The 23,002-nt window shown below is 40.5% G+C and carries 25 protein-coding genes; 15 read left to right on the top strand and 10 right to left on the bottom strand.

From position 1 onward, the window contains the following. The first annotated feature begins 11 nt into the window (after positions 1-11). The 7 genes from R2Q80_RS05065 to R2Q80_RS05035 all read left to right on the top strand — a co-directional run bounded on the left by R2Q80_RS05065 (position 12) and on the right by R2Q80_RS05035 (position 5,598). The gene (locus R2Q80_RS05065) at positions 12-635 is read left to right on the top strand and encodes a 1-acyl-sn-glycerol-3-phosphate acyltransferase (RefSeq protein WP_316798554.1); all 624 of its coding nucleotides are present in this window, start codon (positions 12-14) and stop codon (positions 633-635) included. Beyond that, complete coding sequence (locus R2Q80_RS05060; RefSeq protein WP_316798553.1) at positions 632-1,729, top strand: glycosyltransferase family 2 protein; 1,098 nt, start codon at positions 632-634, stop codon at positions 1,727-1,729. Before R2Q80_RS05065 ends, R2Q80_RS05060 begins: the two co-directional genes overlap by 4 nt. Continuing rightward, on the top strand, positions 1,699-2,373 hold the full coding sequence (locus tag R2Q80_RS05055) for a carotenoid biosynthesis protein (protein WP_316798552.1): 675 nt from the start codon (positions 1,699-1,701) through the stop codon (positions 2,371-2,373). Before R2Q80_RS05060 ends, R2Q80_RS05055 begins: the two co-directional genes overlap by 31 nt. Before the next feature lie 10 nt (positions 2,374-2,383). Then, entirely contained in the window at positions 2,384-3,232 is an 849-nt protein-coding gene (locus tag R2Q80_RS05050; RefSeq protein ID WP_316798551.1) for a 4-hydroxy-3-methylbut-2-enyl diphosphate reductase, read from the top strand. Positions 3,233-3,287: 55 nt separating this feature from the next. Then, positions 3,288-3,959 carry a fatty acid desaturase gene (locus R2Q80_RS05045; RefSeq protein WP_316798550.1) on the top strand — a complete coding sequence of 224 codons (672 nt, stop codon included), beginning with the start codon at positions 3,288-3,290 and terminating at the stop codon, positions 3,957-3,959. 114 nt (positions 3,960-4,073) lie between these two features. Further along, the gene (hemH, locus tag R2Q80_RS05040) at positions 4,074-5,084 is read left to right on the top strand and encodes a ferrochelatase (RefSeq protein WP_316798549.1); all 1,011 of its coding nucleotides are present in this window, start codon (positions 4,074-4,076) and stop codon (positions 5,082-5,084) included. 7 nt (positions 5,085-5,091) lie between these two features. Then, a complete protein-coding gene (locus R2Q80_RS05035) occupies positions 5,092-5,598 on the top strand; it encodes a gluconokinase (RefSeq protein ID WP_316798548.1) in 507 nt (168 codons plus the stop codon). On the opposite strand, the gene R2Q80_RS05030 is transcribed toward R2Q80_RS05035, so the two are convergent. Further along, complete coding sequence (locus tag R2Q80_RS05030) at positions 5,588-6,808, bottom strand: 3-deoxy-D-manno-octulosonic acid transferase (RefSeq protein WP_316798547.1); 1,221 nt, start codon at positions 6,806-6,808, stop codon at positions 5,588-5,590. The genes R2Q80_RS05035 and R2Q80_RS05030 overlap by 11 nt on opposite strands. 135 nt (positions 6,809-6,943) lie before the next feature. Between R2Q80_RS05030 and galE the strand changes: the two genes are divergently transcribed. From galE to R2Q80_RS05015, 3 genes are read left to right on the top strand one after another with little or no spacing between them, the layout of a single operon-like run. Beyond that, on the top strand, positions 6,944-7,966 hold the full coding sequence (galE, locus tag R2Q80_RS05025; RefSeq protein WP_316798546.1) for a UDP-glucose 4-epimerase GalE: 1,023 nt from the start codon (positions 6,944-6,946) through the stop codon (positions 7,964-7,966). Between the two features lie 45 nt (positions 7,967-8,011). After that, positions 8,012-8,569 carry a hypothetical protein gene (locus R2Q80_RS05020; protein WP_316798545.1) on the top strand — a complete coding sequence of 186 codons (558 nt, stop codon included), beginning with the start codon at positions 8,012-8,014 and terminating at the stop codon, positions 8,567-8,569. A gap of 16 nt (positions 8,570-8,585) precedes the next feature. Beyond that, on the top strand, positions 8,586-9,323 hold the full coding sequence (locus tag R2Q80_RS05015; RefSeq protein WP_316798544.1) for a tyrosine-protein phosphatase: 738 nt from the start codon (positions 8,586-8,588) through the stop codon (positions 9,321-9,323). Positions 9,324-9,387: 64 nt separating this feature from the next. Here R2Q80_RS05015 and R2Q80_RS05010 read toward each other — a convergent pair whose 3' ends face one another. Further along, entirely contained in the window at positions 9,388-10,617 is a 1,230-nt protein-coding gene (locus R2Q80_RS05010) for an ABC transporter permease (RefSeq protein ID WP_316798543.1), read from the bottom strand. A gap of 127 nt (positions 10,618-10,744) precedes the next feature. Continuing rightward, positions 10,745-11,098, bottom strand: a complete 354-nt coding sequence (locus tag R2Q80_RS05005) for a HesB/IscA family protein (RefSeq protein WP_047800322.1) — start codon at positions 11,096-11,098, stop codon at positions 10,745-10,747. Between the two features lie 190 nt (positions 11,099-11,288). Here R2Q80_RS05005 and R2Q80_RS05000 point away from each other — a divergent pair, with 190 nt between their 5' ends. The 3 genes from R2Q80_RS05000 to dnaA all read left to right on the top strand — a co-directional run bounded on the left by R2Q80_RS05000 (position 11,289) and on the right by dnaA (position 15,419). Next, complete coding sequence (locus R2Q80_RS05000) at positions 11,289-11,819, top strand: hypothetical protein (protein ID WP_316798542.1); 531 nt, start codon at positions 11,289-11,291, stop codon at positions 11,817-11,819. A 67-nt stretch (positions 11,820-11,886) separates the two neighbouring features. Further along, positions 11,887-13,434, top strand: coding sequence for a methylmalonyl-CoA mutase (locus tag R2Q80_RS04995; RefSeq protein ID WP_316798541.1), 1,548 nt, complete (start codon positions 11,887-11,889; stop codon positions 13,432-13,434). Positions 13,435-13,988: 554 nt separating this feature from the next. Then, the gene (gene dnaA / locus R2Q80_RS04990) at positions 13,989-15,419 is read left to right on the top strand and encodes a chromosomal replication initiator protein DnaA (RefSeq protein WP_316798540.1); all 1,431 of its coding nucleotides are present in this window, start codon (positions 13,989-13,991) and stop codon (positions 15,417-15,419) included. Positions 15,420-15,652: 233 nt separating this feature from the next. Here dnaA and R2Q80_RS04985 read toward each other — a convergent pair whose 3' ends face one another. From R2Q80_RS04985 to R2Q80_RS04965, 5 genes are all read right to left on the bottom strand, one after another. Beyond that, positions 15,653-16,207: an NUDIX hydrolase gene (locus tag R2Q80_RS04985; RefSeq protein WP_316798539.1), complete on the bottom strand. Its 555-nt coding sequence runs from the start codon at positions 16,205-16,207 to the stop codon at positions 15,653-15,655. 29 nt (positions 16,208-16,236) lie between these two features. After that, positions 16,237-16,623, bottom strand: coding sequence for a hypothetical protein (locus R2Q80_RS04980; RefSeq protein ID WP_316798538.1), 387 nt, complete (start codon positions 16,621-16,623; stop codon positions 16,237-16,239). A gap of 42 nt (positions 16,624-16,665) precedes the next feature. Continuing rightward, positions 16,666-17,442 carry a TPM domain-containing protein gene (locus tag R2Q80_RS04975; RefSeq protein WP_316798537.1) on the bottom strand — a complete coding sequence of 259 codons (777 nt, stop codon included), beginning with the start codon at positions 17,440-17,442 and terminating at the stop codon, positions 16,666-16,668. A 3-nt stretch (positions 17,443-17,445) separates the two neighbouring features. Next, entirely contained in the window at positions 17,446-17,889 is a 444-nt protein-coding gene (locus R2Q80_RS04970) for a TPM domain-containing protein (protein ID WP_316798536.1), read from the bottom strand. Positions 17,890-17,970: 81 nt separating this feature from the next. Beyond that, positions 17,971-18,552, bottom strand: a complete 582-nt coding sequence (locus R2Q80_RS04965; RefSeq protein ID WP_316798535.1) for a LemA family protein — start codon at positions 18,550-18,552, stop codon at positions 17,971-17,973. Between the two features lie 201 nt (positions 18,553-18,753). Here R2Q80_RS04965 and R2Q80_RS04960 point away from each other — a divergent pair, with 201 nt between their 5' ends. Continuing rightward, complete coding sequence (locus R2Q80_RS04960; RefSeq protein WP_316798534.1) at positions 18,754-20,295, top strand: NAD(P)/FAD-dependent oxidoreductase; 1,542 nt, start codon at positions 18,754-18,756, stop codon at positions 20,293-20,295. Positions 20,296-20,329: 34 nt separating this feature from the next. After that, entirely contained in the window at positions 20,330-20,689 is a 360-nt protein-coding gene (locus tag R2Q80_RS04955; protein WP_316798533.1) for a CoA-binding protein, read from the top strand. Here R2Q80_RS04955 and R2Q80_RS04950 read toward each other — a convergent pair. Together R2Q80_RS04950 and R2Q80_RS04945 are read right to left on the bottom strand one after the other, a co-directional pair. Continuing rightward, complete coding sequence (locus R2Q80_RS04950; protein ID WP_316798532.1) at positions 20,686-21,792, bottom strand: acyloxyacyl hydrolase; 1,107 nt, start codon at positions 21,790-21,792, stop codon at positions 20,686-20,688. The genes R2Q80_RS04955 and R2Q80_RS04950 overlap by 4 nt on opposite strands. A 1-nt stretch (position 21,793) precedes the next feature. Then, positions 21,794-22,753 carry a lipid A deacylase LpxR family protein gene (locus R2Q80_RS04945; protein ID WP_316798531.1) on the bottom strand — a complete coding sequence of 320 codons (960 nt, stop codon included), beginning with the start codon at positions 22,751-22,753 and terminating at the stop codon, positions 21,794-21,796. Positions 22,754-23,002 lie beyond the last annotated feature (249 nt).

The following is a 23,002-nucleotide window of genomic DNA, read 5'->3' as shown; positions in this document are numbered from 1 at the left end:
AATTTCCATATATGTATCGACCGCTTAAAAATAATTTAATCTATAATTTTTTCTCCTGGTACATTAAGCTGATCATTAAAAAAGATTTTTCGGATTTTAGGTTTAACGACCTGAAAATCAAAGAATCTGCTGCCATTCTGGTTTTAGCCAACCACTTTAGCTGGTGGGATGGCTTTTTTATTTTCTACCTCAATAGGTTGCTCTTTAAAAAACATTTTCATGTTCTGGTAAGTGCTGAGAATTACAAAAAGGTTGGATTTCTTAAATATCTTGGTGCTTTTGCCGCAGAAAGTAAAGGAAAAGACGTATTGGCAACTTTAGATTATGCCGGGCAACTGCTGGATAATCCAGACAACCTGGTCCTTGTTTTTCCGCAGGGAAAGCTCTATTCAAATCATGTAAAAAACATACATTTCGAAAAGGGTGTTATGCAGATGATTAATTCCAGTCAAAAGAGAATGAACATCATATTTGCAGCCACATTCACCGATTACTTTTCTAAAAGAAAACCAGTAGTTCAAACTTATCTCCACAATTGGGAAACAGAAGAATATGTAAGTTTGCAGCTGTTAAAAAGCGCTTACAATAAACACTATGATCAGTCGGTTGTCAAACAAACACAAATCATCGAATGAGCTTTTTTATCTACGCAGTTTTAATCTTTCTGGTCATCAGATTTTCCGTTACAGTTTTTAATTTTATCTCCAATCCGAAATTGCCGAGGGTAATCAGGCATTATCACGATAAAGTTTCTATCCTCATTCCCGCCCGCAATGAAGAAGAAAATATAATAACATTACTTCATTCCATAAAAAATCAGGACTACACCAACTATGAAGTCATTGTACTTGATGATCATAGCGAGGATAATACCTTCGGACTTGTAAATGAATTCTGTTCGGTAAATCCTAATTTCAGCATTATCAAAGGTGAACCGCTGCCGGCACACTGGCTTGGCAAAAACTATGCTTGCCATCAGCTGGCCTCAGTAGCAACGGGTAAATATTTTCTCTTTGTCGACGCCGATGAAACCCTAAACAGAGGATTGATCAATAGCTTGATCAGCCGGATGGAGATGGGAAACCTGGCATTGTTAAGTGTTTTTACCAATCAGGTAATGAAAACACTGGGAGAAAAATTAACTGTTCCCTTAATGCATTTTATTTTACTTAATCTCTTACCCCTAAGGTTAGTCCGAATATCCCGGAATCCTGCTTTGGCAGCGGCCAGCGGACAGTGCATGTTTTTCAATGCCGACAACTACCGTCAACAATTATGGCACCAACAGGTAAAAAATCAGGTGGTAGAAGATGTGGAAATTATTAAGCTGGTTAAGATGGAGAAATTTAATGCCGAAGCCCTGCTGGCTAATGGCTTGATACATTGCAGAATGTATAAGAATCTGCACGAAAGCCTGGCTGGCTTTGGTAAAAATTTACTCGCAGGTTTTGGTAATAACGTCTTTATATTGCTATTTTACCTGCTTTTGGTGATTATCGGACCAGTAATTTTAATCGCAAACTTTAATTTATCATTACTGTTATTGCCATTAACATTGATCATTTTAAGCAGAATGATGATTTCCTATTTATCCGGACAGAATGTTTTGATAAATTTGATTTTGCATCCTTTTCAAATGTTATTCTTTCTGATAATTTCAATGATTTCAATAACAAAATACATTTCAAAAACAGGTACATGGAAGGGCAGACCGATCAGGACGATTTAAAAGTTAAGAAAATTGCAGTTGCTGTAATTGTTATTTTCCATTTAGTTGGTCTGCTTGGTTTTTTGATTCCTGCAGCACAACCCTACTTCATTAAGCTGGTTCCTTTTCACCTGCTGTTAATGTTTGCTGTAATCGTATTTACTTATAATGCAGATATCAAAAGATTACTCCTGTTTGTTTGTGGAGTATTCGTTTGCGGATTTCTGGTTGAAGTACTCGGCGTCCATACCGGAAAAATATTCGGAAGTTACTACTATGGCAATACCCTGGGCTATAAAATTGCTGCCGTTCCTATTTTAATGGGCATTAACTGGGTAATACTGATCTTCAGCGTCGGACAAATGATGAAGGCACTCAAAATCAGGAACAGCATTCTTGCGTCATTACTTGGCGCATTGCTTCTGGTGTTATTCGATTTCTTTCTCGAACCGGTTGCCATGAAGTTCGACTACTGGCAGTGGGACTGGCACGAAATACCATTCCAGAATTTTATAGCCTGGTTCATCGTTTCAATCATTCTTTTGAAATTTTATTACGCTTTAGGGCTCAAACAACAACGGTATATCGGCATAGCCATGTTCCTTTCGCAGCTAATCTTTTTTGTTGTCTTATACATGACAGCCGGAACAAATATTTTTGCTTAATTTTGCAACAATGAGTTACAACTTACAAGTCAGTATCGACAAATCATCGGGCTTTTGCTTTGGCGTCGTTTACGCTATAGAAATGGCTGAAGATATCTTGGATAGTGAAGGCTATTTGTATTGCCTTGGCGATATCGTACATAACGATGAGGAAGTGGAACGACTCACCAACCGGGGGTTGAAAATTATTGATCACGAGATCTTAAAAGGACTTCGCAATGAAAAAGTACTCATCAGGGCCCATGGTGAAGCTCCATCTACTTATCAACTGGCTTTAGAAAATAACCTCACCCTCATTGATGCCTCATGCCCCGTGGTGCTAAAACTGCAAAACAGGATTAAAAACTCTCATGATGATGATGAGCAGGTCTTGATTTTTGGAAAGCATGGGCACGCAGAGGTAATCGGTTTGCAAGGACAAACAGATGGTAAGGCCATCGTTTTTCAGGATCTTGCAGAACTCGATAACGTTGAATTACCAGCTAAATTCACCCTTTACAGTCAAACCACTAAAAGCACAGATAAATTCTATCACATCAAAGATGAATTGCTGAGCCGCGGGTATGAGGTAAAAGCAAATGATACCATTTGCAGGCAGGTATCCAACCGCTATGAGGAACTGGAAGATTTCGTAAGTCACTACAATAAGATCGTCTTTGTTTCAGGGAAAAAGTCTTCCAATGGAAAAGTACTCTATGATGTTTGTAAAAAATACAATGACAACTCATACTTCATTTCCAATGTCGAAGAAATCGACAAAAGCTGGTTTTCAGAAAACGATAAGGTTGGTATATGCGGTGCCACATCTACCCCAATGTGGCTCATGGAAGATGTTAAAGCAGCGCTGGAGCAGATTTAAATAAACAACTTTTTCCGCTTTCTGCTGTTATCGCTATAGTATAAATACGCACCCATTGAAAACAGCCCCTTCAAATTTTGGAATAGTAATCGCATTAGCAGTAATTTCCTGCTGGCTTGCACTATTGTTTTTTCTGCTCAAACTAAATTTTCAATGGAATAATTACTGGGTGTATCCTTTGATATTTTTGCAGATGCATCTCTACACCGGCTTGTTCATCACCGCACACGATGCCATGCATGGAACCATATCATCAAATAAATTCGTTAATAATGCAATTGGATATATTTCTGTATTCCTTTATGCAGGTTTCTTTTACAACAGGCTATACCGCAAGCACCACCAGCATCACCAGCATGTTCATACAGGTGAAGATCCCGACTATGCTCCCCATGGGTTCTGGAGGTGGTATTTCAGCTTTATGCTAAACTACGTAAGTATTATCCAGCTCCTTATTATGGCAATAGCTTTCAATGTGCTTAAAATCTGGATCGATGAAACAAATCTTCTTTTATTCTGGGTGCTGCCATCTTTGTTAAGCACCTTCCAGTTATTTTATTTCGGGACCTACGTTCCACACAAGGGGGAACACGATAATGTACATCATTCTTCAACATTGCCAAAAAATCATTTCCTTGCCTTTATCACCTGCTACTTTTTTGGCTACCATTTCGAACACCACGAAAAACCCTATACACCCTGGTGGCAGCTCTATAAAACCAAATAGTATATCGGCCTCCGATTAAAATTTGACTAAAAAATGTTTGCCGTCACATGTTAGCGATAGGCAAAAATCAATAAAAAAGCGATATTTGCGCTTCAAAACATATCTTTATTAATAATGAGCAAAAAGGGAATTTTACTGGTCAACTTAGGAACCCCCGATAGTCCGGCAACTGCAGATGTGAGGAAATACCTTGATCAATTTCTAATGGATGAACGGGTAATTGACATTCCTAAATTAAACAGAACACTATTGGTAAAAGGAATTATTGTTCCTTTCCGTAGCCCTAAAACAGCTAAATTATATAAAGAAATATGGAATGAAAACGGTTCACCGCTTTTATACTATAGCCGTATTCAGGCAAAAATGCTTCAGGAAAAGTTGGGAAACAATTATCATGTGGAATTAGCCATGCGTTATCAAAGCCCTTCAATTGAATCTGCCCTGGCAAACCTTAAAGCAGGTCTGGTTGAAAGTATTCAGGTCATACCAATGTTTCCCCAATATGCATCTGCAAGCTCGGGCTCTGTAATCCAGTTGGTAATGGAACTGGTAAGTAAGTGGCCCACAGTGCCGCCTGTTTCTTTTGTCAACTCATTTCATGATAACGAATTGATGATTAAGGTTTTTGCAGAAAATGCAAGAAAACATCAGGTAGAAAGTTATGACCATGTGTTATTCAGCTTTCATGGCCTGCCTGAGAGGCAATTGCTAAAATGCGATCATACGGGTCATTACTGCCTCAAAAGCGCCGACTGCTGCCAGACATTAAACAACACCAATAAATTCTGCTATTCTGCGCAGGGCCACGATACAGCCAGACTAATCGCAGCTGAACTCAATCTTCCGAAAGATAAGTATACCGTTTGTTTTCAATCCAGACTTGGAAAAGAACCCTGGGTACAGCCATATACAACTGATGTATTAAAAAAGCTTGCCGCTGAAGGCAAGAAACGTTTGTTGGTTTTCAGTCCCGCCTTTGTTGCCGATTGCCTGGAAACACTTTACGAAATTACGGTTGAGTATCACGAAGAATTCAGGGCATTGGGTGGAGAACATGTTCAGCTGGTAGAAAGCTTGAACGATAATCCAATGTTCATCGATGCTTTAGCAGGTATGATAAAATAATATATTTATGGCAAGGTTCATCATTTTAATGGGGGTTTCAGGAAGTGGCAAAACGGTTGTAGGCAGAGCCCTTGCGCCCGCTATTCACGCCGAATTTATTGATGGCGATAATCTTCATTCGCAAAGAAATGTAGATAAAATGGCTGCCGGCATCCCCCTTACTGATGAAGATAGATTAGATTGGCTAAAACTGATTGCAAAAGTGGGGCGGGAGCATGCCGAAACTGGTGCAAATTGCATTATCGCCTGTTCAGCATTAAAAAAAGCTTACCGCGATTTACTTAGGGTGGATAACCCTGCCATTCACTTCGTTTACCTGGAGGGTAGCTTTGAATTGATTCACGACCGCATTAGTAAACGATCACACCAGTATATGCCTTCAAGTTTACTAAAAAGTCAGTTTGATACGCTTGAAAAGCCTGGGTCAGCAGAAAATGATGTGCTTACCGTTTCAATCGATCAGCCTGTTGGTAAAATCATCGATGAAATCATTGATGCTAAACTCATCTCGTAAGCATTGAAACAATAAGCGCTGTCGCACCCTTCTTATCCGCAACATACTTTTTCGACGCCTCTGCTGCAGGTTTATTCTCCTTGAAAAAATCAAATGCCTCAATCAGTTCTGCGGAGTTCGCAATACTTTTTGCTGCACCAATAGCGATCAAATCCTTCGCTTCCTGAAACTTATCATACTTCGGTCCGAAAATAACAGGCTTACCAAATGCAGCAGCCTCCAGGGTGTTATGTATTCCCGCGCCAAAACCACCACCAATATAAGCTACCTTACCATATTGATAAAGTGAGGACAGCATACCTATATTATCAATAATTAAAACAGACGGGTGCAGATTATTCTCCTGTGCCTGCTTACTGAAAACAGAGAAGCGTATATTACCTGCCGGAAACAGCTTTTCAATGTTTTCAATATGGCCCTCATGAATTTCGTGTGGCGCAATGATAAACTTCCAGTCAGGATATTTACCAGGCAACAAAGCAAGTAATGTTTCATCTTCTGGCCAGGTGCTGCCGCAAATTAAGGTTGGCGACTCCTTAATAAAGTTTTCTATTTCTGCCAGATGTTTTGGTATCTGTGCATTTTCGTAAACCCTGTCGAACCGTGTGTCGCCGTTTATCGTAACATTGTCTATACCTACAGATTTTAGCAGCTCTTCACTCTCCTGATTCTGAACAAAAAAGTAGGTTACTGATTTTAAGATATTACGATAAAAACCACCATACCATTTAAAAAATGCCTGGCCAGGTCTGAAAATTCCCGAAATTACATATAGCGGAATATTGCGGTCCTTTAGCCCCAGGAAATAGAAGTGCCAGAATTCATATTTCGTAAAAATGGCCATCTCCGGATTTACTATGTCAAGAAATTTGCGCGCATTAAAGGCTGTGTCTACGGGCAGATAAAAAACCTCCGCCAATGTATAGTTTTTTCTGATCTCATACCCTGAAGGCGAGAAAAAGGTAACGATTATTTTTTTATCTGGCCGTGCACTTTTAATTGCTTCAAGAACAGGCCGGCCTTGCTCAAACTCCCCTAATGATGCAAAATGAAACCAGATGGGTTTATCTGTTTTCTTGATGCGCTCTTCAATCTTTTTAAAAATATCCTTACGTCCGTTTATGAATAATCTGGCCTTGGTATTGAATAAAGAAAAAATCAGGATTATTAAATTGTAACCCCTAATTCCTAATATATAAAGTAAAAGCATTGCTGTAAATTCCTATCTTCGTGGCAAGATAAAGCGAATTTATTTAAAAAGCTTAAAATATATAAACCCATTAGGCTTTGTATACGCTAATCAATTGGTTACACAGCATAGCACTTTACCATTTTAATCCTTAAGATGTCAAAAATACTAGTTACCGGTGGAACCGGGTATATCGGTTCCCATACTGTTGTAGAACTGCATAATGCAGGTTATGAGGTAGTCATCGTAGACGATCTATCCAATTCTAACATTAAAATTTTAACCCAGCTTCATGCCATTACAGGCAAATGGTTCGATTTTCAGGAAATCGACCTTCAGGATGACAGGGCGGTTCAGGAATTTGCTGAGCAGAATAAAGATATCACAGGAATCATCCATTTCGCAGCTTCTAAAGCCGTAGGTGAATCAGTTCAGAAACCATTGAAATACTATAGAAATAACTTTTATGGCCTGATCAATCTGCTTACTTCTTTCAACAGCAAAATTGATTTCGTATTCTCCTCATCGTGTACGGTATATGGTCAGCCAGATAGTTTACCTGTAACTGAGGCGGCACCTGTAAAGAAAGCAGAATCTCCTTATGGAAATACCAAGCAGATTGCTGAAGAAATTCTGGAAGAAACTGCGGCAGTTACACCCGATCTGCGCGTGATTGCGCTTCGCTACTTTAATCCGGTTGGTGCACATGAAACTGCGCTCATTGGTGAACTTCCAAACGGTGTTCCCGCTAATCTCGTGCCTTTTATTACACAATCTGCAATTGGTAAAAGAGGCCCCATCACGGTTTATGGCGACGATTATGAAACGCCTGATGGTTCTGCTATCCGCGATTATATTCACGTAGTTGATTTGGCTAAAGCACATGTTGCCGCAGTAAAAAGATTAGCCGAAAACAAAACATCACCCGGCTATGAAGTGTTCAATATCGGAACAGGTAAAGGTTCATCTGTTCTTGAAATTATAGATGCGTTCGAAAAAGTGAACGGCGAAAAATTAAATTATAACATTGGCCCCAGAAGAGCCGGAGATATCGTCCAGATTTATGGCGATGTTCAGAAATCAAATGACGAATTGGGCTGGAAAGCGCAACTCGATTTAAATGAGATGATGCGTTCGGCATGGGAGTGGGAGAAGTATATTAAAGCGAATCCCTTTTAACGAACAACTTTGCTGAGCCCCTGCTTCGCTAAATAAAATTGATTAATGAAATTATCAGAGCACAAAGATCTTAAAACAGCAATCACAGATTTACCCCTAAAGGAAAAAGACAAATTGTTGTTGCGTTTAATCGCGAAAGATAAAGTGCTCACAGAACACCTTCACTATAAACTACTGGAAGATGAAAGTGATCTGGAAGATAGAAAAGAAACCATTAAAGCCGATGTAATTCAACTCATTCCTGAATTGAAAAAGCTTGCCGCAAAAGATGCGCTGGCACAAGTCAGGAAAATGATTACATCGGTTAACCGTTTCTATAAAATCACTAAAGATCCTGTTGGTGAAGTCGAATTAAAAATTTTCGTGCTAAACCATATTCCGGTTGAATATAGGAAATCAACATTTGGTTACAGGGATTATGGTTTCCTTTTTGTTGCCTATTACATCAAAACCGTAGAAGTAACAGTCAATAAGTTTAGAAAACTCCATGAAGATATTCAGTTCGATCTGAGCAATGATTTAAACGAACTGCTTAGACGCATTTATGATACCAAGCTGGCATCAGCAGCTGCTGATGTTCACTTGCCAAAAGAAATAAATTAAATACCTGTATCCTCTTATGTTCGGATTCTTCAAAAAGAAAAAAATCGTACCCGAATTTAACTTCTCCAGTATTGGAACCGATATGCATTCCCATATTATTCCGGGAATCGATGATGGCGCACAAACTTTAAAGGATTCGTTGGCGTTGGCGCATAAATTTAAGGCCCTTGGCTTCAAAAAGTTGATCGCCACACCACACATCATGGCCGACTACTTTCGCAATACGCCTGATACCATCAATCGGGGACTCGATACGTTAAGAAAAGGTCTGGATGATATTCAACTGGATCTAGAAATAGATGCAGCGGCAGAATATTATCTGGATGAAACTTTAGAAAAAAAGGTTAGACAAAAAGATGTCCTTACCTTCGGGGCAGGTTATATGCTTTTTGAACTATCCTATATCAATCCGCCTCAAAATCTGTTTGACTTTATTAAACTGATTCAGGACAGCGGTTACCAACCAATCCTTGCCCATCCCGAAAGGTATCCATACTATTATGCATCTTTCGAAAGTTACCATCAGATCAGGGAAACAGGATGTTTATTGCAAATGAACTCTATTGCCCTGACAGGATATTATGGCTCCGGCGCCAAAAAAACGGCTGAAGAAATGGTTGAAAATCATATGGTAGATTTCATTGGTAGCGATATGCACCACCTCAAACACGCCGCTGCACTCGAAAATAGCCTGACAACACCATTAATGCAACGCCTTTTGGGGCAACATCAGTTGCACAATACACTGCTTTAAGACGCATCCATGCGTCGGGATCTCTATCCAGGCTCACTATTCGCCCGCCCCTGGGGCTGCAGGCTTATTCGTACCTTAATGCTTCAACCGGATCAAGTCGGGACGCTTTTTTTGCCGGATAATATCCTGATAAAATGCCAACCAATACACACAGAACAAAGCCGCCCAGAATAAATGCCCATGGAATAAGAAATGATCCCCCCATGGCGAGAGAGATAATATTACCCAAAACAATACCCAGGAAAATACCCATTACGCCACCCATCAAACAAATTACAACCGCCTCAATTAAAAACTGACGCCTGATGACTTTTGGATTTGCACCAATAGCCTTCCTGATGCCAATCTCCCTGGTACGTTCCGTTACCGAAACCAGCATAATATTCATTAAGCCTATAGAAGCGCCAATCAGCGTAATGATTCCAATGGCAATGCCACCTACTGCTACAAATGCCAGATTCTCAAATAGGGTTTGAGCCACAGCATCACTCTTGGTAATCTCAAAATTATTCGATTCACTCACCTTCACCTTGCGGATATTCCGGAATAAGGCAGTGGCTTCACCAATTACACCGTCTTGGTCATTGTTGTCGCCAACCATAACGGTAATCGTATAAGATGGGTTAGCATTCGCATTGATTTGTTTAGCTTTAAGCAAAGGAACATAAACAGCCCTGTCGCCGCTAAAGCCCATACTCGAACCCTTCTTCTCTAAAATCCCAACGATTTTAAACCGGTTATTCCCCACGTTAATCAACTTATCCATCGGATCTGAATCCTTAAACAAGCGCTCAACAACCTCATTACCCACAATGCAAACATTGCTGCCCAGTGATACTTCAGACAGGCCAAAATTTCTGCCCTCAGATAAATTAAGCCCCTGAGAAGCCAGTCCGTTTTCATCAATACCCTGGATATTGATATTTGGATTGGTTTTTAAACTTCCGAATTTCACCGTAGAGCCACCACTGGCAAAAACACTCACAGCAACCGTGGCCGGAGCATTCAGGCTGTCTTTAAACTTTACTGCGTCTTCATACCGTATCGATTTAAATGGTTTTGGCCGTTTTCCATTCCCGATTCTGATACCAGTACCACGATTTCTAATGGTGAAAGAATTGGCACCCATACTACTGAATGCATCAGTCATGCTTTTCTTTACAGCATCAAGCGTAGTTAAAATACCCACCAGGGCCATTAAACCTATTGCGATGATTAAGGCCGTTAACATGGTGCGCAAACGGTTTGCCTTAATAGATTCTAATGCCAGTCTGATGTTTTCTCTGTAATTCATTATTTGAGTGTCAATATAGGGAAATCTATTTGGTTTATCTTCATGTCTCCGCTATATCCGCTGCCAATAAAAAAGTCCCGACGTTTAGACATCGGGACTTCAATATATGTTACAATAATATTTTTAATTATGCCGAGAAACTCGTTCCACAACCGCAAGTGCTGGTTGCATTAGGATTTACAAAGGTAAAACCACGTGAATTAAGCCCGTCCTGCCAATCAATCATCATGCCCATTAAGTACATCTGATGTGCCTTATTCATGAAAACCTTAATGCCATCGATAAAAAATTCCTGATCACCATCTTTTCTCTGGTCAAAGCCCAGAACGTAATTCATACCAGCACAGCCACCTCCCTCAACGCCTACGCGTAAACCATAATCCTGGCCAATTTCCTGCTGATCCCTTAATTTAGTAAGTTCTTTAGTTGCACCCTCCGAAAATGTAACCGGTGCAAATGATGTATCAACTGTTGTGCTCATGTTATTTCAAGTTTTATCTTTTACAAACTTAGATAAATTGCTTTTATATGTATAATAATTAACATCATAAAAAAGCAATTTATCGTTCGCTCTTTTATCAATGAGAATATGTACTCATAAAGGAAATATAAATAATAATGCACATTTTTGCTTTTCACTCAACGTTAACATTACCGTAAGTAAACAAAGCATGGGCATTCAACAAGTTTTAACTGATATAGTCATTTTATTCGCCGGCATCTTTTTAGCCTTCATGGCAATCTATTATATCGTAAAAGGCGATATACAACGCTTTTTTAATTTAAAAGATATCGAACTGAATAAGGATAGCAGGGCACATCTGCTGCCATTGCGGCTTCAGGCTCATGAACGGCTGATTATTTTTACCGATCGGATCAATCCTGCAAATTTACTGGTTCGTTTGCATCAGCAGGGCATTAGTATTGCTGCATTGCAGGCCGGAATTTTAAATGAAGTCCGCTCTGAATATCAGCACAACATCACGCAGCAGTTATATGTGGCTAGCCAAACCTGGACAGTTGTACGGAAGCTGAAAGATGATACCATAGCCATGATTAATAATGCAGTTCAGGGATTGCCCGTCAATGCCAGCGGTGTCGAACTCAGCAAAGCTATTTTGCAGCACATGGCTGTCATTAGCGACAATCCCTACGATTTGACAATCGAACTGATTAAGAAAGATATTGCCGTGTTATTTTAACCATTGCGCAGATCATTAGCTGCGCATCGCAACCGGTTAAATAATTTTAACTTCAACCAGATATACCATGAGCCACAAAAAACACACCACCACATCCGGCATTGAGATAAAGGAAATTTACACTTCATCAAGGCCAATGGAAGAACAACCTGGTGAATTTCCATTTACCAGGGGCATTCAAAAGGATATGTACAGGGGCAGGCTTTGGACGATGAGGCAATATGCCGGATTTTCAACCGCTGAAGAATCCAATAAACGCTATCATTATCTGTTGAAACAGGGAACCACCGGCCTTTCGGTAGCTTTCGATTTACCCACCCAAATCGGCTATGATTCCGATCATGACATGGCTGACGGCGAGGTGGGTAAAGTTGGGGTAGCCATCGATTCGTTGAAAGACATGGAGATTCTTTTCGATAAAATAGCATTAAAAGACATTACAACCTCGATGACGATTAATGCTACGGCTTCCATATTGCTGGCCATGTACATCGCTTTGGCAAAAAAGCAGGGAGCAGACATCAGGCAGATTTCCGGTACCATCCAAAACGACATTCTTAAAGAGTACGCCGCAAGAGGAACTTATATTTATCCGCCAACACCATCCATGCGGCTCATCACCGATATATTTGAGTTCTGCAGTAAGGAAGTGCCCAAATGGAACACCATCTCCATCTCCGGTTATCACATTCGTGAAGCAGGCTCATCAGCCGTACAGGAACTGGCATTTACCCTGGCCAATGGGAAAACATATCTCAAAGCCGCGATAGAAAAAGGTTTGGATATCAACGTTTTTGCCAAACGCCTGTCTTTTTTCTTTAACTGCCACAATAATTTTTTTGAGGAAATTGGTAAGTTCAGGGCTGCAAGGAGAATGTGGGCGAAAATAACCAGAGATCTGGGGGCTACCGATGAAAAAGCACAAATGCTTCGTTTCCATACGCAAACCGGAGGCTCCACATTAACCGCTCAGCAGCCACTTAATAATGTGATCAGGGTTAGTAACCAGGCTATGGCTGCGGTGCTCGGCGGCACACAATCACTGCATACCAACGGTTATGATGAGGCCTTGTCTCTGCCAACTGAATCTGCGGCCAGAATCGCATTGCGTACACAACAGATTATTGCCTTTGAAAGCGGTGTAACCGATACGGTGGATCCTCTCGCAGGCTCTTTCTTCGTGGAAAACCTAACCGATGAAATTGAAAACGCCGCATGGGCTTACATCGAAAAAATAGATGTTATGGGAGGATCAGTCAAAGCAATTGAAAATGATTACATGCAGAATGAAATTGCCAGCGCTGCCTATCAATACCAGAAAGAAATTGAAACCGGCGAAAGAGTCTCTGTTGGCGTAAATAAATTCACCCAGGAAGAGGGGGGCTTAACCGAAGTTTTCAATATTGACGACTCAATCCGTAAGCTTCAGATTGACAAGCTAATCAACCTGAAGGCATCCAGAAACAATGAAGCCGTTGTTGGCGCTTTAGCTGCCTTAGAAACAGCCGCCCGCGGAAACGCCAATTTAATGCCGTTCATCATTGAAGCAGTTGAAGAATATGCAACATTGGGAGAGATTGCCGATGTACTGCGTAGCGTATTTGGGGAGTATTAAAAGCGCCCTTAATCAATTGCATGTTCACCCGCAGTTGAGTCGTCTGAAACCTTAATATTACAGCACCTTACACCGCCATTCACCCCTGTTTAGCTCGCGGATTTTATCGGGAATAATTTTCAAAATATTTGTCCGGTGTGAGGTTAAAATACCATGTATTTCTTCAATGATACCATCCAAAATAATCTCCGGGTAAAATCATTTGGTATATGTGTCTTGATTCTCAGTATTTTGTGTTTAACACCTTAAAACTCGCCGATATTGCTTTGTTTTAAGGCTTCATGGCGCGAATTTTGCTTTTCATGTGGCGATCCGAAGTAATATCTGGATGAAACCAATAAATCGTGATAAATGTGGAAAAACGATGTTAATAAATAGTTATCAACATAAAAAATTGAGGTTAACAGGGCTACTCAATTCCTTATCAGTAGGTTACAATTTATTTCAGAATTTTGTTTAAAATGTTGATAATTTTATCAATATTCGTAGTCCCGAAACGGACCATCCCTTTATGTCGAATCGGTACTGAAAATCAATAATATATAGAAATCGCAATGGAAAAAACTTGTACAGAAGTGTGGAAGAACTGTCTTCAAATAATTAAGGATAACATCCCGACCCAAAGTTTCAAAACCTGGTTCGAGCCAATAACTGCCCTTAAATTAGAAGGTAAGGTTTTAACCATACAAGTGCCGAGTTTATTCTTTTACGAATGGCTTGAAGAACACTACGTAGGCTTGCTTCGCAAGACCGTAAAAAAACAACTTGGAGAGGATGGCAGATTAGAATATAATATCGTTGTAGATAAATCATCCAACAGTGGTAGTCCTTATACCACTAACATGCCATCAAATGGAAACGGAGCTGAAGCTAAGGTACAATCTATGCCTATTCCGGTTTCCATCAATAAGGACATCAAAAATCCTTTTATCATACCTGGATTAAAAAAATTAAATGTAGATCCGCAGTTAAATGCTAACTATACTTTCGAAAACTACATCGAGGGCGATTGTAACCGCCTTGCACGTTCCGCAGGTTATGCTGTTGCAGCTAAACCAGGAGGTACCTCATTTAACCCATTAATGATTTACGGGGGAGTAGGTTTAGGGAAAACCCACTTAGCGCAGGCAATTGGTAATGAAATTAAACGCAGCATGCCAGATAAGCTGGTTATTTATGTAAGCTGTGAAAAATTCTGTCAGCAGTTCGTTGATTCATTAAAAAACAACACCATAAACGATTTCGTTAACTTCTATCAGGCAATGGACGTCATCATCATGGATGATGTTCACAACTTTGCCGGTAAAGAGAAAACACAGGATATCTTCTTCCACATCTTTAATCACCTGCACCAGTCTGGTAAACAGGTTATCTTAACTTCAGATAAAGCGCCAAAAGATTTAGCCGGTTTAGAAGAACGTCTGTTAAGTCGTTTTAAATGGGGTTTATCTGCCGATTTGCAGATTCCGGATCTGGAAACACGTATCGCAATTCTTAGAAAGAAAATGTATGCCGATGGTATTGAACTGCCAGGAGAAGTGGTGGAGTATGTTGCACACAACATTGACAATAATGTGCGTGAGCTTGAAGGGGCTATGGTATCTTTATTGGCACAAGCCACTTTAAATAAGAAAGAGATCGATTTAGCGTTAGCTAAACAGATGTTGAAAAACTTTATTAAAAATACTTCCAAAGAAATCTCCATGGAATATATCCAGAAACTGGTATGTGAGTATTTTGAGGTACCTGTTGATATGGTGAAATCACAAACACGTAAACGCGAAATTGTTCAGGCCCGTCAGATATCGATGTACCTTTCGAAAAGCCATACAAAATCATCTTTGAAAACAATCGGTGCATTTTTTGGCGGACGTGATCACAGTACCGTAATCTATGCATGCCAAACCGTTGAAGATTTGATTGATACGGATAAAAAGTTCAAAGCTTACGTACACGATATCCAGAAGAAATTGAAAATGAGCTAGTCCGGGGCAGAATTAATTTGCACTTGTACTTTTAATAAAAAAAGGGTGGCGATTTGATATTCAAATCACCACCCTTTTTTTATTTACTTAAACACAAACGCTTTCTGTACCTTTACGCAGCTACTGCTCATCCCCCGCTGCGTGCAGTATCATTAAGGGTTCCCCGCCATTATCAACGCAGTAAGACCGACTCAAGTCCGCACTTTCCAGCATATTAAATTAATTCGAGGTAATTAAATGTGTGCCTGATCTATAGCGATTAACCCATAGTGCAATGCAGCTACATGAATACATTGTGCAATTTTATTCTCTTTTAAAAGTTGTTTTACTTCGTCGATGGTATATTCTTCTACATTCAGGATTTCGTGCTCATCAAGATGTTGTTCATGGGTTTTTACGCCCCCCGTTAACAGGTAAGTAAAGGTTTTGTTGTTCGCTGTAGCCGGATTTGGATAAAGTTCTGCGATGAGCCTGCAGGTTTTAAACGTATACCCGGTTTCTTCTACCAGTTCTCTTTTTATTCCTGCTTCAGGACCCTCGTCACCATCAATTACTCCACCTGGGATTTCCAATGAAACAATATCGGCTGCATGGCGGTATTGACGAACCATAATAATTTTACCTTCTTCCGTCACCGCAACTGCAGATGCCCAGTCAGGATACTCCAATACAAAATAATCATCCTTGATCGTTCCGTTTGGTAATTTCAGTTCATCAACCCTCAGGGTTGCCCATCTCTCCCTTACTAAATATTTAGAGGCAAGCTTTTGCCACTTTTCTATAATCATTCGTTTAAATTTAATCTGTTGGTTTAATCCTAGAGGTATTGTTGTATGGTTTGCTGACGGTGGAAATTTACCAGGTGCACAATTTTGTGATGAGCCGATAAATACTGATAAACCAAATTAAGCTTTGGCGCAATCACGCTGTTCCGTTCAGCACTTAACCCCAGTTCATAATAGAGAAATTCACTTAATGAGTCCAGTTTCTCGGGAGGCATCTCGTTACCTTTCAGCCATTCATCAAAAGCATCTGCGCCATCAGCTTCCAGTACTTCAACCGGAAGAGAGAAGTTAGATACGATGGTTTGGTCAAAGAGCCTGCTGGCCTCATCGGTTTTCCCCTCAAGTTTCAGGCCCATGATTTTCGACAATACCTCTGCCAAACGTTGTATCTCCGCCATGATCAATTCTCTTCTATGCAAGCTATTTAAATATTATAATGGTAAATATAAAAAAAATATACCCTACCAGCTACCGCTTGATCCGCCACCACCAAAGCTACCGCCACCAAAGCCTCCGAAACCACCACCACCTGATGATCCGCCTCCGCTTCCCCAGCCACTGCCTCCGCCACCACGGCTTCCGCTACCAAATAACATAGCCCAGAATAGTGCATCAGATGCACCGCGACCGCCAATTACCTGATTGCCACCGCCGCCGCCACGCCTGCTGATGATGATGATAATCACCACAATAATGATAATCACAAATACACTACCTAAACCAGCTCCTTTCTTTGAAGAAGTTTTAGGCTTGTCGTTTTTATATTCACCCTTGGTGTATTTGATAATGGAAGTTGTAGCTTCATCCAGCCCCGCGTAGTAATTTCCATCCCTGAAATTAGGCTTAATATCATTATCTATGATTCTTTTAGCGTACACATCAGGAAGTACCCCTTCCACTCCGTAGCCGGTTTGGATAGAAATTTTACGATCGCCCACGGCTACAACAATCATAATTCCGTTGTTCTTGCCGCTTTGGCCCACACCCCATTTCCTTCCGAGCTCAAGTGCATACTCATTGATGTCGTAATCACCAACAGATTTTAAAACTGCAATGGCAATTTGCGTAGAAGATGAATCATCGAAAGCAACTAGTTTATTTTCCAGCTGCTGTTTTTGATCGGCCGATAGTACGCCGGAATAATCATTAACGAGTGTAGACGGTTTGGCCGGGAAATCCTGGCCAAAAGACAAGCTAAACGTAAACCCGAGTAATATGAATAACAATAGTTTTCTCATGGTTTATTTGTTTTCCGGGTGATCTAAAAATACAATATCATTCGGCAACTCATTAATGTCACCTTTTTGTGGAGGGAAAAATAATGCAAGTTTTTCTCCCGCCAAAGCAACGCCAGCAATAATTCCCTCGGCTAAATTCCCTTTGGCAAAGTGAGCGGTCATGGCAATTTTAGTGGTTTCCCAAAAATCATCAGGAACCAGCTTGTTAATGCCGGAGTCGCCTATAATGGCAAACTTATGGTCTGCATAGGCCAGGTAAATTAAAACACCGTTCCTTCTCGCTGTTTTGTCCATATCAAGCTTCGAGAAATACTCCACAGCTTTTTCAATGGGGTCCGCTTTGCAATGCTTATCAATCGCAATTCTGATTTCTCCCGAAGTAGCCCTTTCGGCATCAGCTATTGCCTTTGCTATTTTATCTTGTTCTATATCTGAAAATAATGGCATTTCTATAGTATAAATGAAATGAAAAAGGGTAGAGGTTGTTCACAATTAAACAGCCACTACCCTTCAAATGATTACTGAAAATTAAAATTCTACTTTAGGAGCATCTTTTGCCGAAGCATCTGCCTCGAAGTAGCCCTTAGGTTTAAAACCAAACATACCTGCTGTCAGGTTAGTTGGAAATGACCTGATCTTACCATTGTACTCCTGCACAGCATCATTGAAATCTTTACGGGCAACAGTGATTCTGTTTTCAGTACCTTCCAGTTGTGCCGATAAGTCACTGAACTGCTGGGTTGCCCTTAATTCAGGATAATTTTCTGTAATAGATAATAATTTTCCTAATGCCTGACTTAACTGACCCTGAGCGGCCTGAAATTTCTGAATATTTTCCGGGGTTAAATCATCTGCTTTAACGGTCATCTGCGTTGCTTTAGCACGGGCTTCAGTAACCGCGGTTAGCGTTCCCTGCTCAAATTTGGCAGCCCCTTTAACCGTTGCCACAAGGTTTGGAATTAAATCAGCCCTTCTCTGATACTGGGTTTGCACAGTTCCCCACTTCGATTTCACATTCTCATCTAATTTAACCATGCTATTATAACCGCATGAACTTAATGTGCTAACTGCAATCACAGCAGCTAATATTCCAAATACTAATCTTTTCATTTTTATGGTTTTTGTCTTTTGTTATGTCAACTGAAATTTATTCAATTTACGAATTAGATATCAAATTGCATGCCTTTGTTACATTTAATCAGAATAAGTGACATTTTGTTTTCTATCCTGATCCTCCGGAATTTTCACTGCGCTATTTCGGCATCAAATCTTATCTTTGTATCGGTTCAGGATAAAAACCTGACAAGTTGTATGCAAAAGGATATCGAGATCACCTTGCTTCCCCATCAGGTTGAGCAAACCGAAATAATCAAAACCAAACTGGCCGAAGGGCTTAAGGTTACTGAAAATCGTATCAATGGTTACGAAATCTTAAAAAGATCAATCGATGCACGATCCCGGAAAGTCATTTTCCGTTTGCAGGTCAGAGCCTTTGTAGATGAACAGCCAATCCCCGAAGTCAATACCATAAATTATCCAAATGTAAGTCATGCTAAACCGGTGCTCATCATCGGAGCTGGTCCTGCAGGTTTGTTTGCAGCTTTGCAATGCATCGAAAACGGATTAAAACCAGTGATCGTTGAGCGGGGAAAAGATGTGAAGCAACGACGTAGAGACTTAGCCGCAATCAATAAGCAAGGCCTGGTTAATACCGAATCGAATTATTGTTATGGTGAAGGCGGTGCCGGAACCTATTCTGACGGTAAGTTGTATACCCGTTCGAACAAGCGTGGCGACATTAATAAAGTATTACAGGTGTTTGTAGATCATGGTGCTGAAAAAGATATCATCATTGATGCCCGTCCGCACATCGGGACGAATAAATTGCCTCATATCATTACATCGATCAAAGATACCATCCTTAATGCAGGCGGAGAAGTGATGTTCGATGCAAAAATGACCGATATCATTTCAGAATTTGGTCAGGTAAAAGGCATTGAAATTAACTATCAGGATAAACTATTTGCCGATCATATCATTCTGGCTACCGGACATTCGGCGAGGGATATTTACGAGCTTTTACATAAAAAAAATATCTTAATTGAAGCAAAGCCTTTTGCTTTGGGTGTACGCATTGAGCATCCGCAGGAAATTATTGATACTGCTCAATACCACTGTGATACCAGATCCGAGTTTCTGCCTCCGGCATACTATAGCCTTGTTGAACAGGTAGGTGCGCGTGGCGTGTTTTCGTTTTGCATGTGCCCGGGTGGAATCATTGCACCTTGCGCTACCGGGGAAAATGAAATCGTAGTAAATGGCTGGTCGCCATCTAAACGCAATAACCCCTATGCCAACTCTGGTACAGTTGTTCAGGTTACTTTAGATGATGTTAAAGGATATGACCCCCTGCGTATGCTGAATTTTCAGGCTGAAATTGAAAAACGTTCTTTTGAAGCTGGCGGAGGTAATCTGGTTGCCCCCGCACAAAGAATGGTCGATTTTGTAAACAACAGATTGTCAATTGATCTTCCGAAAAACTCTTACCTTCCGGGAACAAAAAGCGTGATGCTCGACAACCTGCTTCCGGAATTTGTGTCGCAAAGCTTAAGAGCAGCGCTACCACTTTTTGGAAATAAAATAAAAGGGTATTATACCAATGAAGCGATTCTGGTTGGTGTTGAAAGCCGCACTTCTTCACCAGTTCGTATCCCCCGTGATAAGGAAACTTTTCAGCATCCCCAATTAAAAGGACTCTATCCATGTGCTGAAGGTGCGGGATATGCAGGCGGAATTGTATCTGCCGCCATAGATGGGATTAACTGTGCCAATGCAATTCCAGGTCAATCCTAACAAACTTTATAATCTCTGGCTTGTTAATATTAGAATGAAAAAGACACTCATCATTGGTGCATCTCCGGATCCATCCAGATATGCATATAAAGCGGCACACATGCTTCGTAGGTTCAATCACGATATCATTAATGTGGGGATTAAAAAAGGAGAAGTCGCAGGAATTGAGATTGAAAGGCCTGACGAAATTCACCAGGATATTGATACGGTAACGCTATACATCGGTCCTGCTTTGCAGCCTCAATATGAAAACTACCTTCTGGAAACCAAGCCCAAACGGGTTATATTTAATCCGGGAACAGAAAATTATGAGCTTGAAAAAATGCTCGATCAACACGACATTGAGCCTGTAAGAGCTTGTACTTTGGTTTTGTTAAGTACAGGACAGTATTAAAAGCGATACACCAATCCCCAGTTTACGTAATCAGCCTGAGCAAAGTGCATATACGTTTTTGCCTGAATGCCCAGACGGGAGGTAATATTGTAAGTTGGCCCGAATGTCCAGTACCAGGTGGCATCTTCCTTGTATCTGTTATAATGGAGATACTTGCCTACCTGGGCACCTACAGTGATTCTCCAAAGGTTGATCTCTGCACCCACACTTAAACCGGTACGCCACCTGTCGTAAGAGGTACCGTAGTTCTGGTAAGTCCCGGCATAGTCATCAGGATTGTAAACTGTATAATAATAAACGGCATCAGCACCTGCCTTCAAAACTATGATATCATTCAGATAAAAATTATATCCGGCATATAAGCCGCTTTTAAATAAATGTTTATCACTCTGCTGCGGAACGCCTCTGGCGCCTAAACCGGCACTGATTTCGATTGAATTTTTTTGTAACGGAACATATGTGCTTCTTTTCTCCTCAGTTGGGTTTTTTGGGTTATTTAGCTTTAAACCGAGATAAATATTACCGGTATTTAATCCGCCATTGGGTACGGTTAACCCACCATTCGAGATATGCAGGAAGCCAAATCCTGCGAGTAAACTGGTGTATTTGCCAACTGGTAATTCCATTCCCAGGTCAGCTTTTATAGCTTCATTTACCGGACTTCCCAGAAATCTGTTTTTCGGATGATTGCCAAAGTATTTATTGGTAAGACTTAAGCCAATACCCGGGGTAAAGTTAAATTTTGCCTTTCCTAATTTAAAAAGCTCAAAATCTATTTGGGCAACCAGTCCATATACCTGACCAAAAGAATTTGCTGAAGTATCTTTTGCGCCTTTCAACCGGCTGATATCTCTGAAAATAAAACCTAAGCCATAAGATTTTGCACCGAGTGCTTTTATCCAGTGATCTTTATTTTGTTCGATGTCTTTAAAATATGCAGCATCAAATCCAATGGTCTGGTCTTGAAACAAATGCCCCTGATCGCTGTTGATGTGGGTGCCAAATACCGGTTTGAAAAAGATGGAATGATTTTCAGGCGCAATCTGTGCATGTGTTGAAAGTAACCCGAAAATAAAAAATATAGCTAGTAGGTGTTTTCTCATATTAACTTTTACTGAAACGATAGGCTAAACTGTAATATGCATAATGGTAACCCCGGGCGCTGTTTTTAACTTCATTGGTAATGAAGGTTGCCATATAACTACCTGTCCATCTCGCTATAGAAACCGTCAGGCCAGCCTGGCCGGTAAAAACCAAAGGATTAGACTGAAATGAAACCGGCCCTTTGTTCTTCAGGAACAAACCGCCTGCTATGCTCGAATCATAAGCAACGGCATGTACTTGTGGAATCACAGAAAGGAACAGCTCATACTTTCGCTGTGCTTTGCTGGTGTGATGATTACTCACCAGGCTACCAAACGCAGCTGATCCATCCATTTCATTAAATCTTCCAAATCTGAATATGCTTCCCAAACTAGCTTTAGTAGTCACGTTTCCTGCAAATGCTGATGCCATTGCAGTTCCATCCAGTATCCCGTTTTCCGTGCTAAATATTCTTTTGTTATACTCCGCACCAAGATTGATCGTTGGCTCACTATTCAAGGCATAGGCCCAGCCAGATATTTGATTCTGTCCCACTAGCTTATGAAAGGCCTTTTGAAAGGTTTCACCCAATGCATTTTTACCGCTTATACCAAGTTGCGCAGAAACTTTTAGCATTTGTTGTTGGCTGTAGAACCTGCTATAATTCACTTCTCCATATAAGTATGCGGAAAAAGGCCTGTCGTGAGTTGCCGGATCAGGTGCATAGCTGTAAAAAGGGTTATATATTTTTTGCCCCACCTCAAAGCCAAGAATTTCTTTTGTCGGGTTAGCGCTTAACTTCTTCCCGTCAACTGCATGTTTATACCTGACGAAGAATCCATTGGTATAATACCGGTCGCTGGTGATATCTACATAAGCATCATTTTCACTGATCACAGAAACTTCATTCTTAAAATTCTGGGCGTGACCTAATTTCACCAACCCAACAACGGCAAGTGTAACATAGAGTTTCAAGTTCATCAGCAGTCTAGATTTAAATTGGCTGTAAAAGTATTAATAAATTGCAAAATTGTCCATCATGCCAAACATAATAAGTGCTTCCTAACCTGATCACCATCCATATCCCGCAATTGCAACTGATAACTAGACTAATCAGTCACCATATAGCTGAATACTCAGATCCCAATTGCCACCAATAAATAAACAAACCAGTCATTAATATATCTGGATAGACTCATCACCCTTAGGTCGCTGTTTATTCGTCGATTC

The sequence above is a fragment of the Pedobacter frigidisoli genome (assembly GCF_032678525.1).
In the GTDB taxonomy this organism is placed as follows: domain Bacteria; phylum Bacteroidota; class Bacteroidia; order Sphingobacteriales; family Sphingobacteriaceae; genus Pedobacter; species Pedobacter frigidisoli_A.
Note: the sequence above shows the minus strand (reverse complement) of the source record. Positions and strands in the feature narration are given on the sequence as shown.

Coding starts and splice junctions, on each gene's coding strand:
- hemH (WP_316798549.1), top strand. CDS start 4,074: ATGAGCAAAAAGGGAATTTTACTGGTCAACTTAGGAACCCCCGATAGT.
- R2Q80_RS05055 (WP_316798552.1), top strand. CDS start 1,699: ATGGAAGGGCAGACCGATCAGGACGATTTAAAAGTTAAGAAAATTGCA.
- R2Q80_RS05010 (WP_316798543.1), bottom strand. CDS start 10,617: ATGAATTACAGAGAAAACATCAGACTGGCATTAGAATCTATTAAGGCA.
- R2Q80_RS05065 (WP_316798554.1), top strand. CDS start 12: ATGTATCGACCGCTTAAAAATAATTTAATCTATAATTTTTTCTCCTGG.
- R2Q80_RS04955 (WP_316798533.1), top strand. CDS start 20,330: ATGAAAAAGACACTCATCATTGGTGCATCTCCGGATCCATCCAGATAT.
- R2Q80_RS04945 (WP_316798531.1), bottom strand. CDS start 22,753: ATGAACTTGAAACTCTATGTTACACTTGCCGTTGTTGGGTTGGTGAAA.
- R2Q80_RS04950 (WP_316798532.1), bottom strand. CDS start 21,792: ATGAGAAAACACCTACTAGCTATATTTTTTATTTTCGGGTTACTTTCA.
- R2Q80_RS04985 (WP_316798539.1), bottom strand. CDS start 16,207: ATGATTATAGAAAAGTGGCAAAAGCTTGCCTCTAAATATTTAGTAAGG.
- R2Q80_RS04970 (WP_316798536.1), bottom strand. CDS start 17,889: ATGCCATTATTTTCAGATATAGAACAAGATAAAATAGCAAAGGCAATA.
- R2Q80_RS04960 (WP_316798534.1), top strand. CDS start 18,754: ATGCAAAAGGATATCGAGATCACCTTGCTTCCCCATCAGGTTGAGCAA.
- R2Q80_RS05000 (WP_316798542.1), top strand. CDS start 11,289: ATGGGCATTCAACAAGTTTTAACTGATATAGTCATTTTATTCGCCGGC.
- R2Q80_RS05005 (WP_047800322.1), bottom strand. CDS start 11,098: ATGAGCACAACAGTTGATACATCATTTGCACCGGTTACATTTTCGGAG.
- R2Q80_RS05015 (WP_316798544.1), top strand. CDS start 8,586: ATGTTCGGATTCTTCAAAAAGAAAAAAATCGTACCCGAATTTAACTTC.
- R2Q80_RS04995 (WP_316798541.1), top strand. CDS start 11,887: ATGAGCCACAAAAAACACACCACCACATCCGGCATTGAGATAAAGGAA.
- R2Q80_RS05035 (WP_316798548.1), top strand. CDS start 5,092: ATGGCAAGGTTCATCATTTTAATGGGGGTTTCAGGAAGTGGCAAAACG.
- R2Q80_RS05050 (WP_316798551.1), top strand. CDS start 2,384: ATGAGTTACAACTTACAAGTCAGTATCGACAAATCATCGGGCTTTTGC.
- R2Q80_RS04975 (WP_316798537.1), bottom strand. CDS start 17,442: ATGAGAAAACTATTGTTATTCATATTACTCGGGTTTACGTTTAGCTTG.
- R2Q80_RS05060 (WP_316798553.1), top strand. CDS start 632: ATGAGCTTTTTTATCTACGCAGTTTTAATCTTTCTGGTCATCAGATTT.
- R2Q80_RS05030 (WP_316798547.1), bottom strand. CDS start 6,808: ATGCTTTTACTTTATATATTAGGAATTAGGGGTTACAATTTAATAATC.
- dnaA (WP_316798540.1), top strand. CDS start 13,989: ATGGAAAAAACTTGTACAGAAGTGTGGAAGAACTGTCTTCAAATAATT.
- R2Q80_RS04965 (WP_316798535.1), bottom strand. CDS start 18,552: ATGAAAAGATTAGTATTTGGAATATTAGCTGCTGTGATTGCAGTTAGC.
- R2Q80_RS05020 (WP_316798545.1), top strand. CDS start 8,012: ATGAAATTATCAGAGCACAAAGATCTTAAAACAGCAATCACAGATTTA.
- galE (WP_316798546.1), top strand. CDS start 6,944: ATGTCAAAAATACTAGTTACCGGTGGAACCGGGTATATCGGTTCCCAT.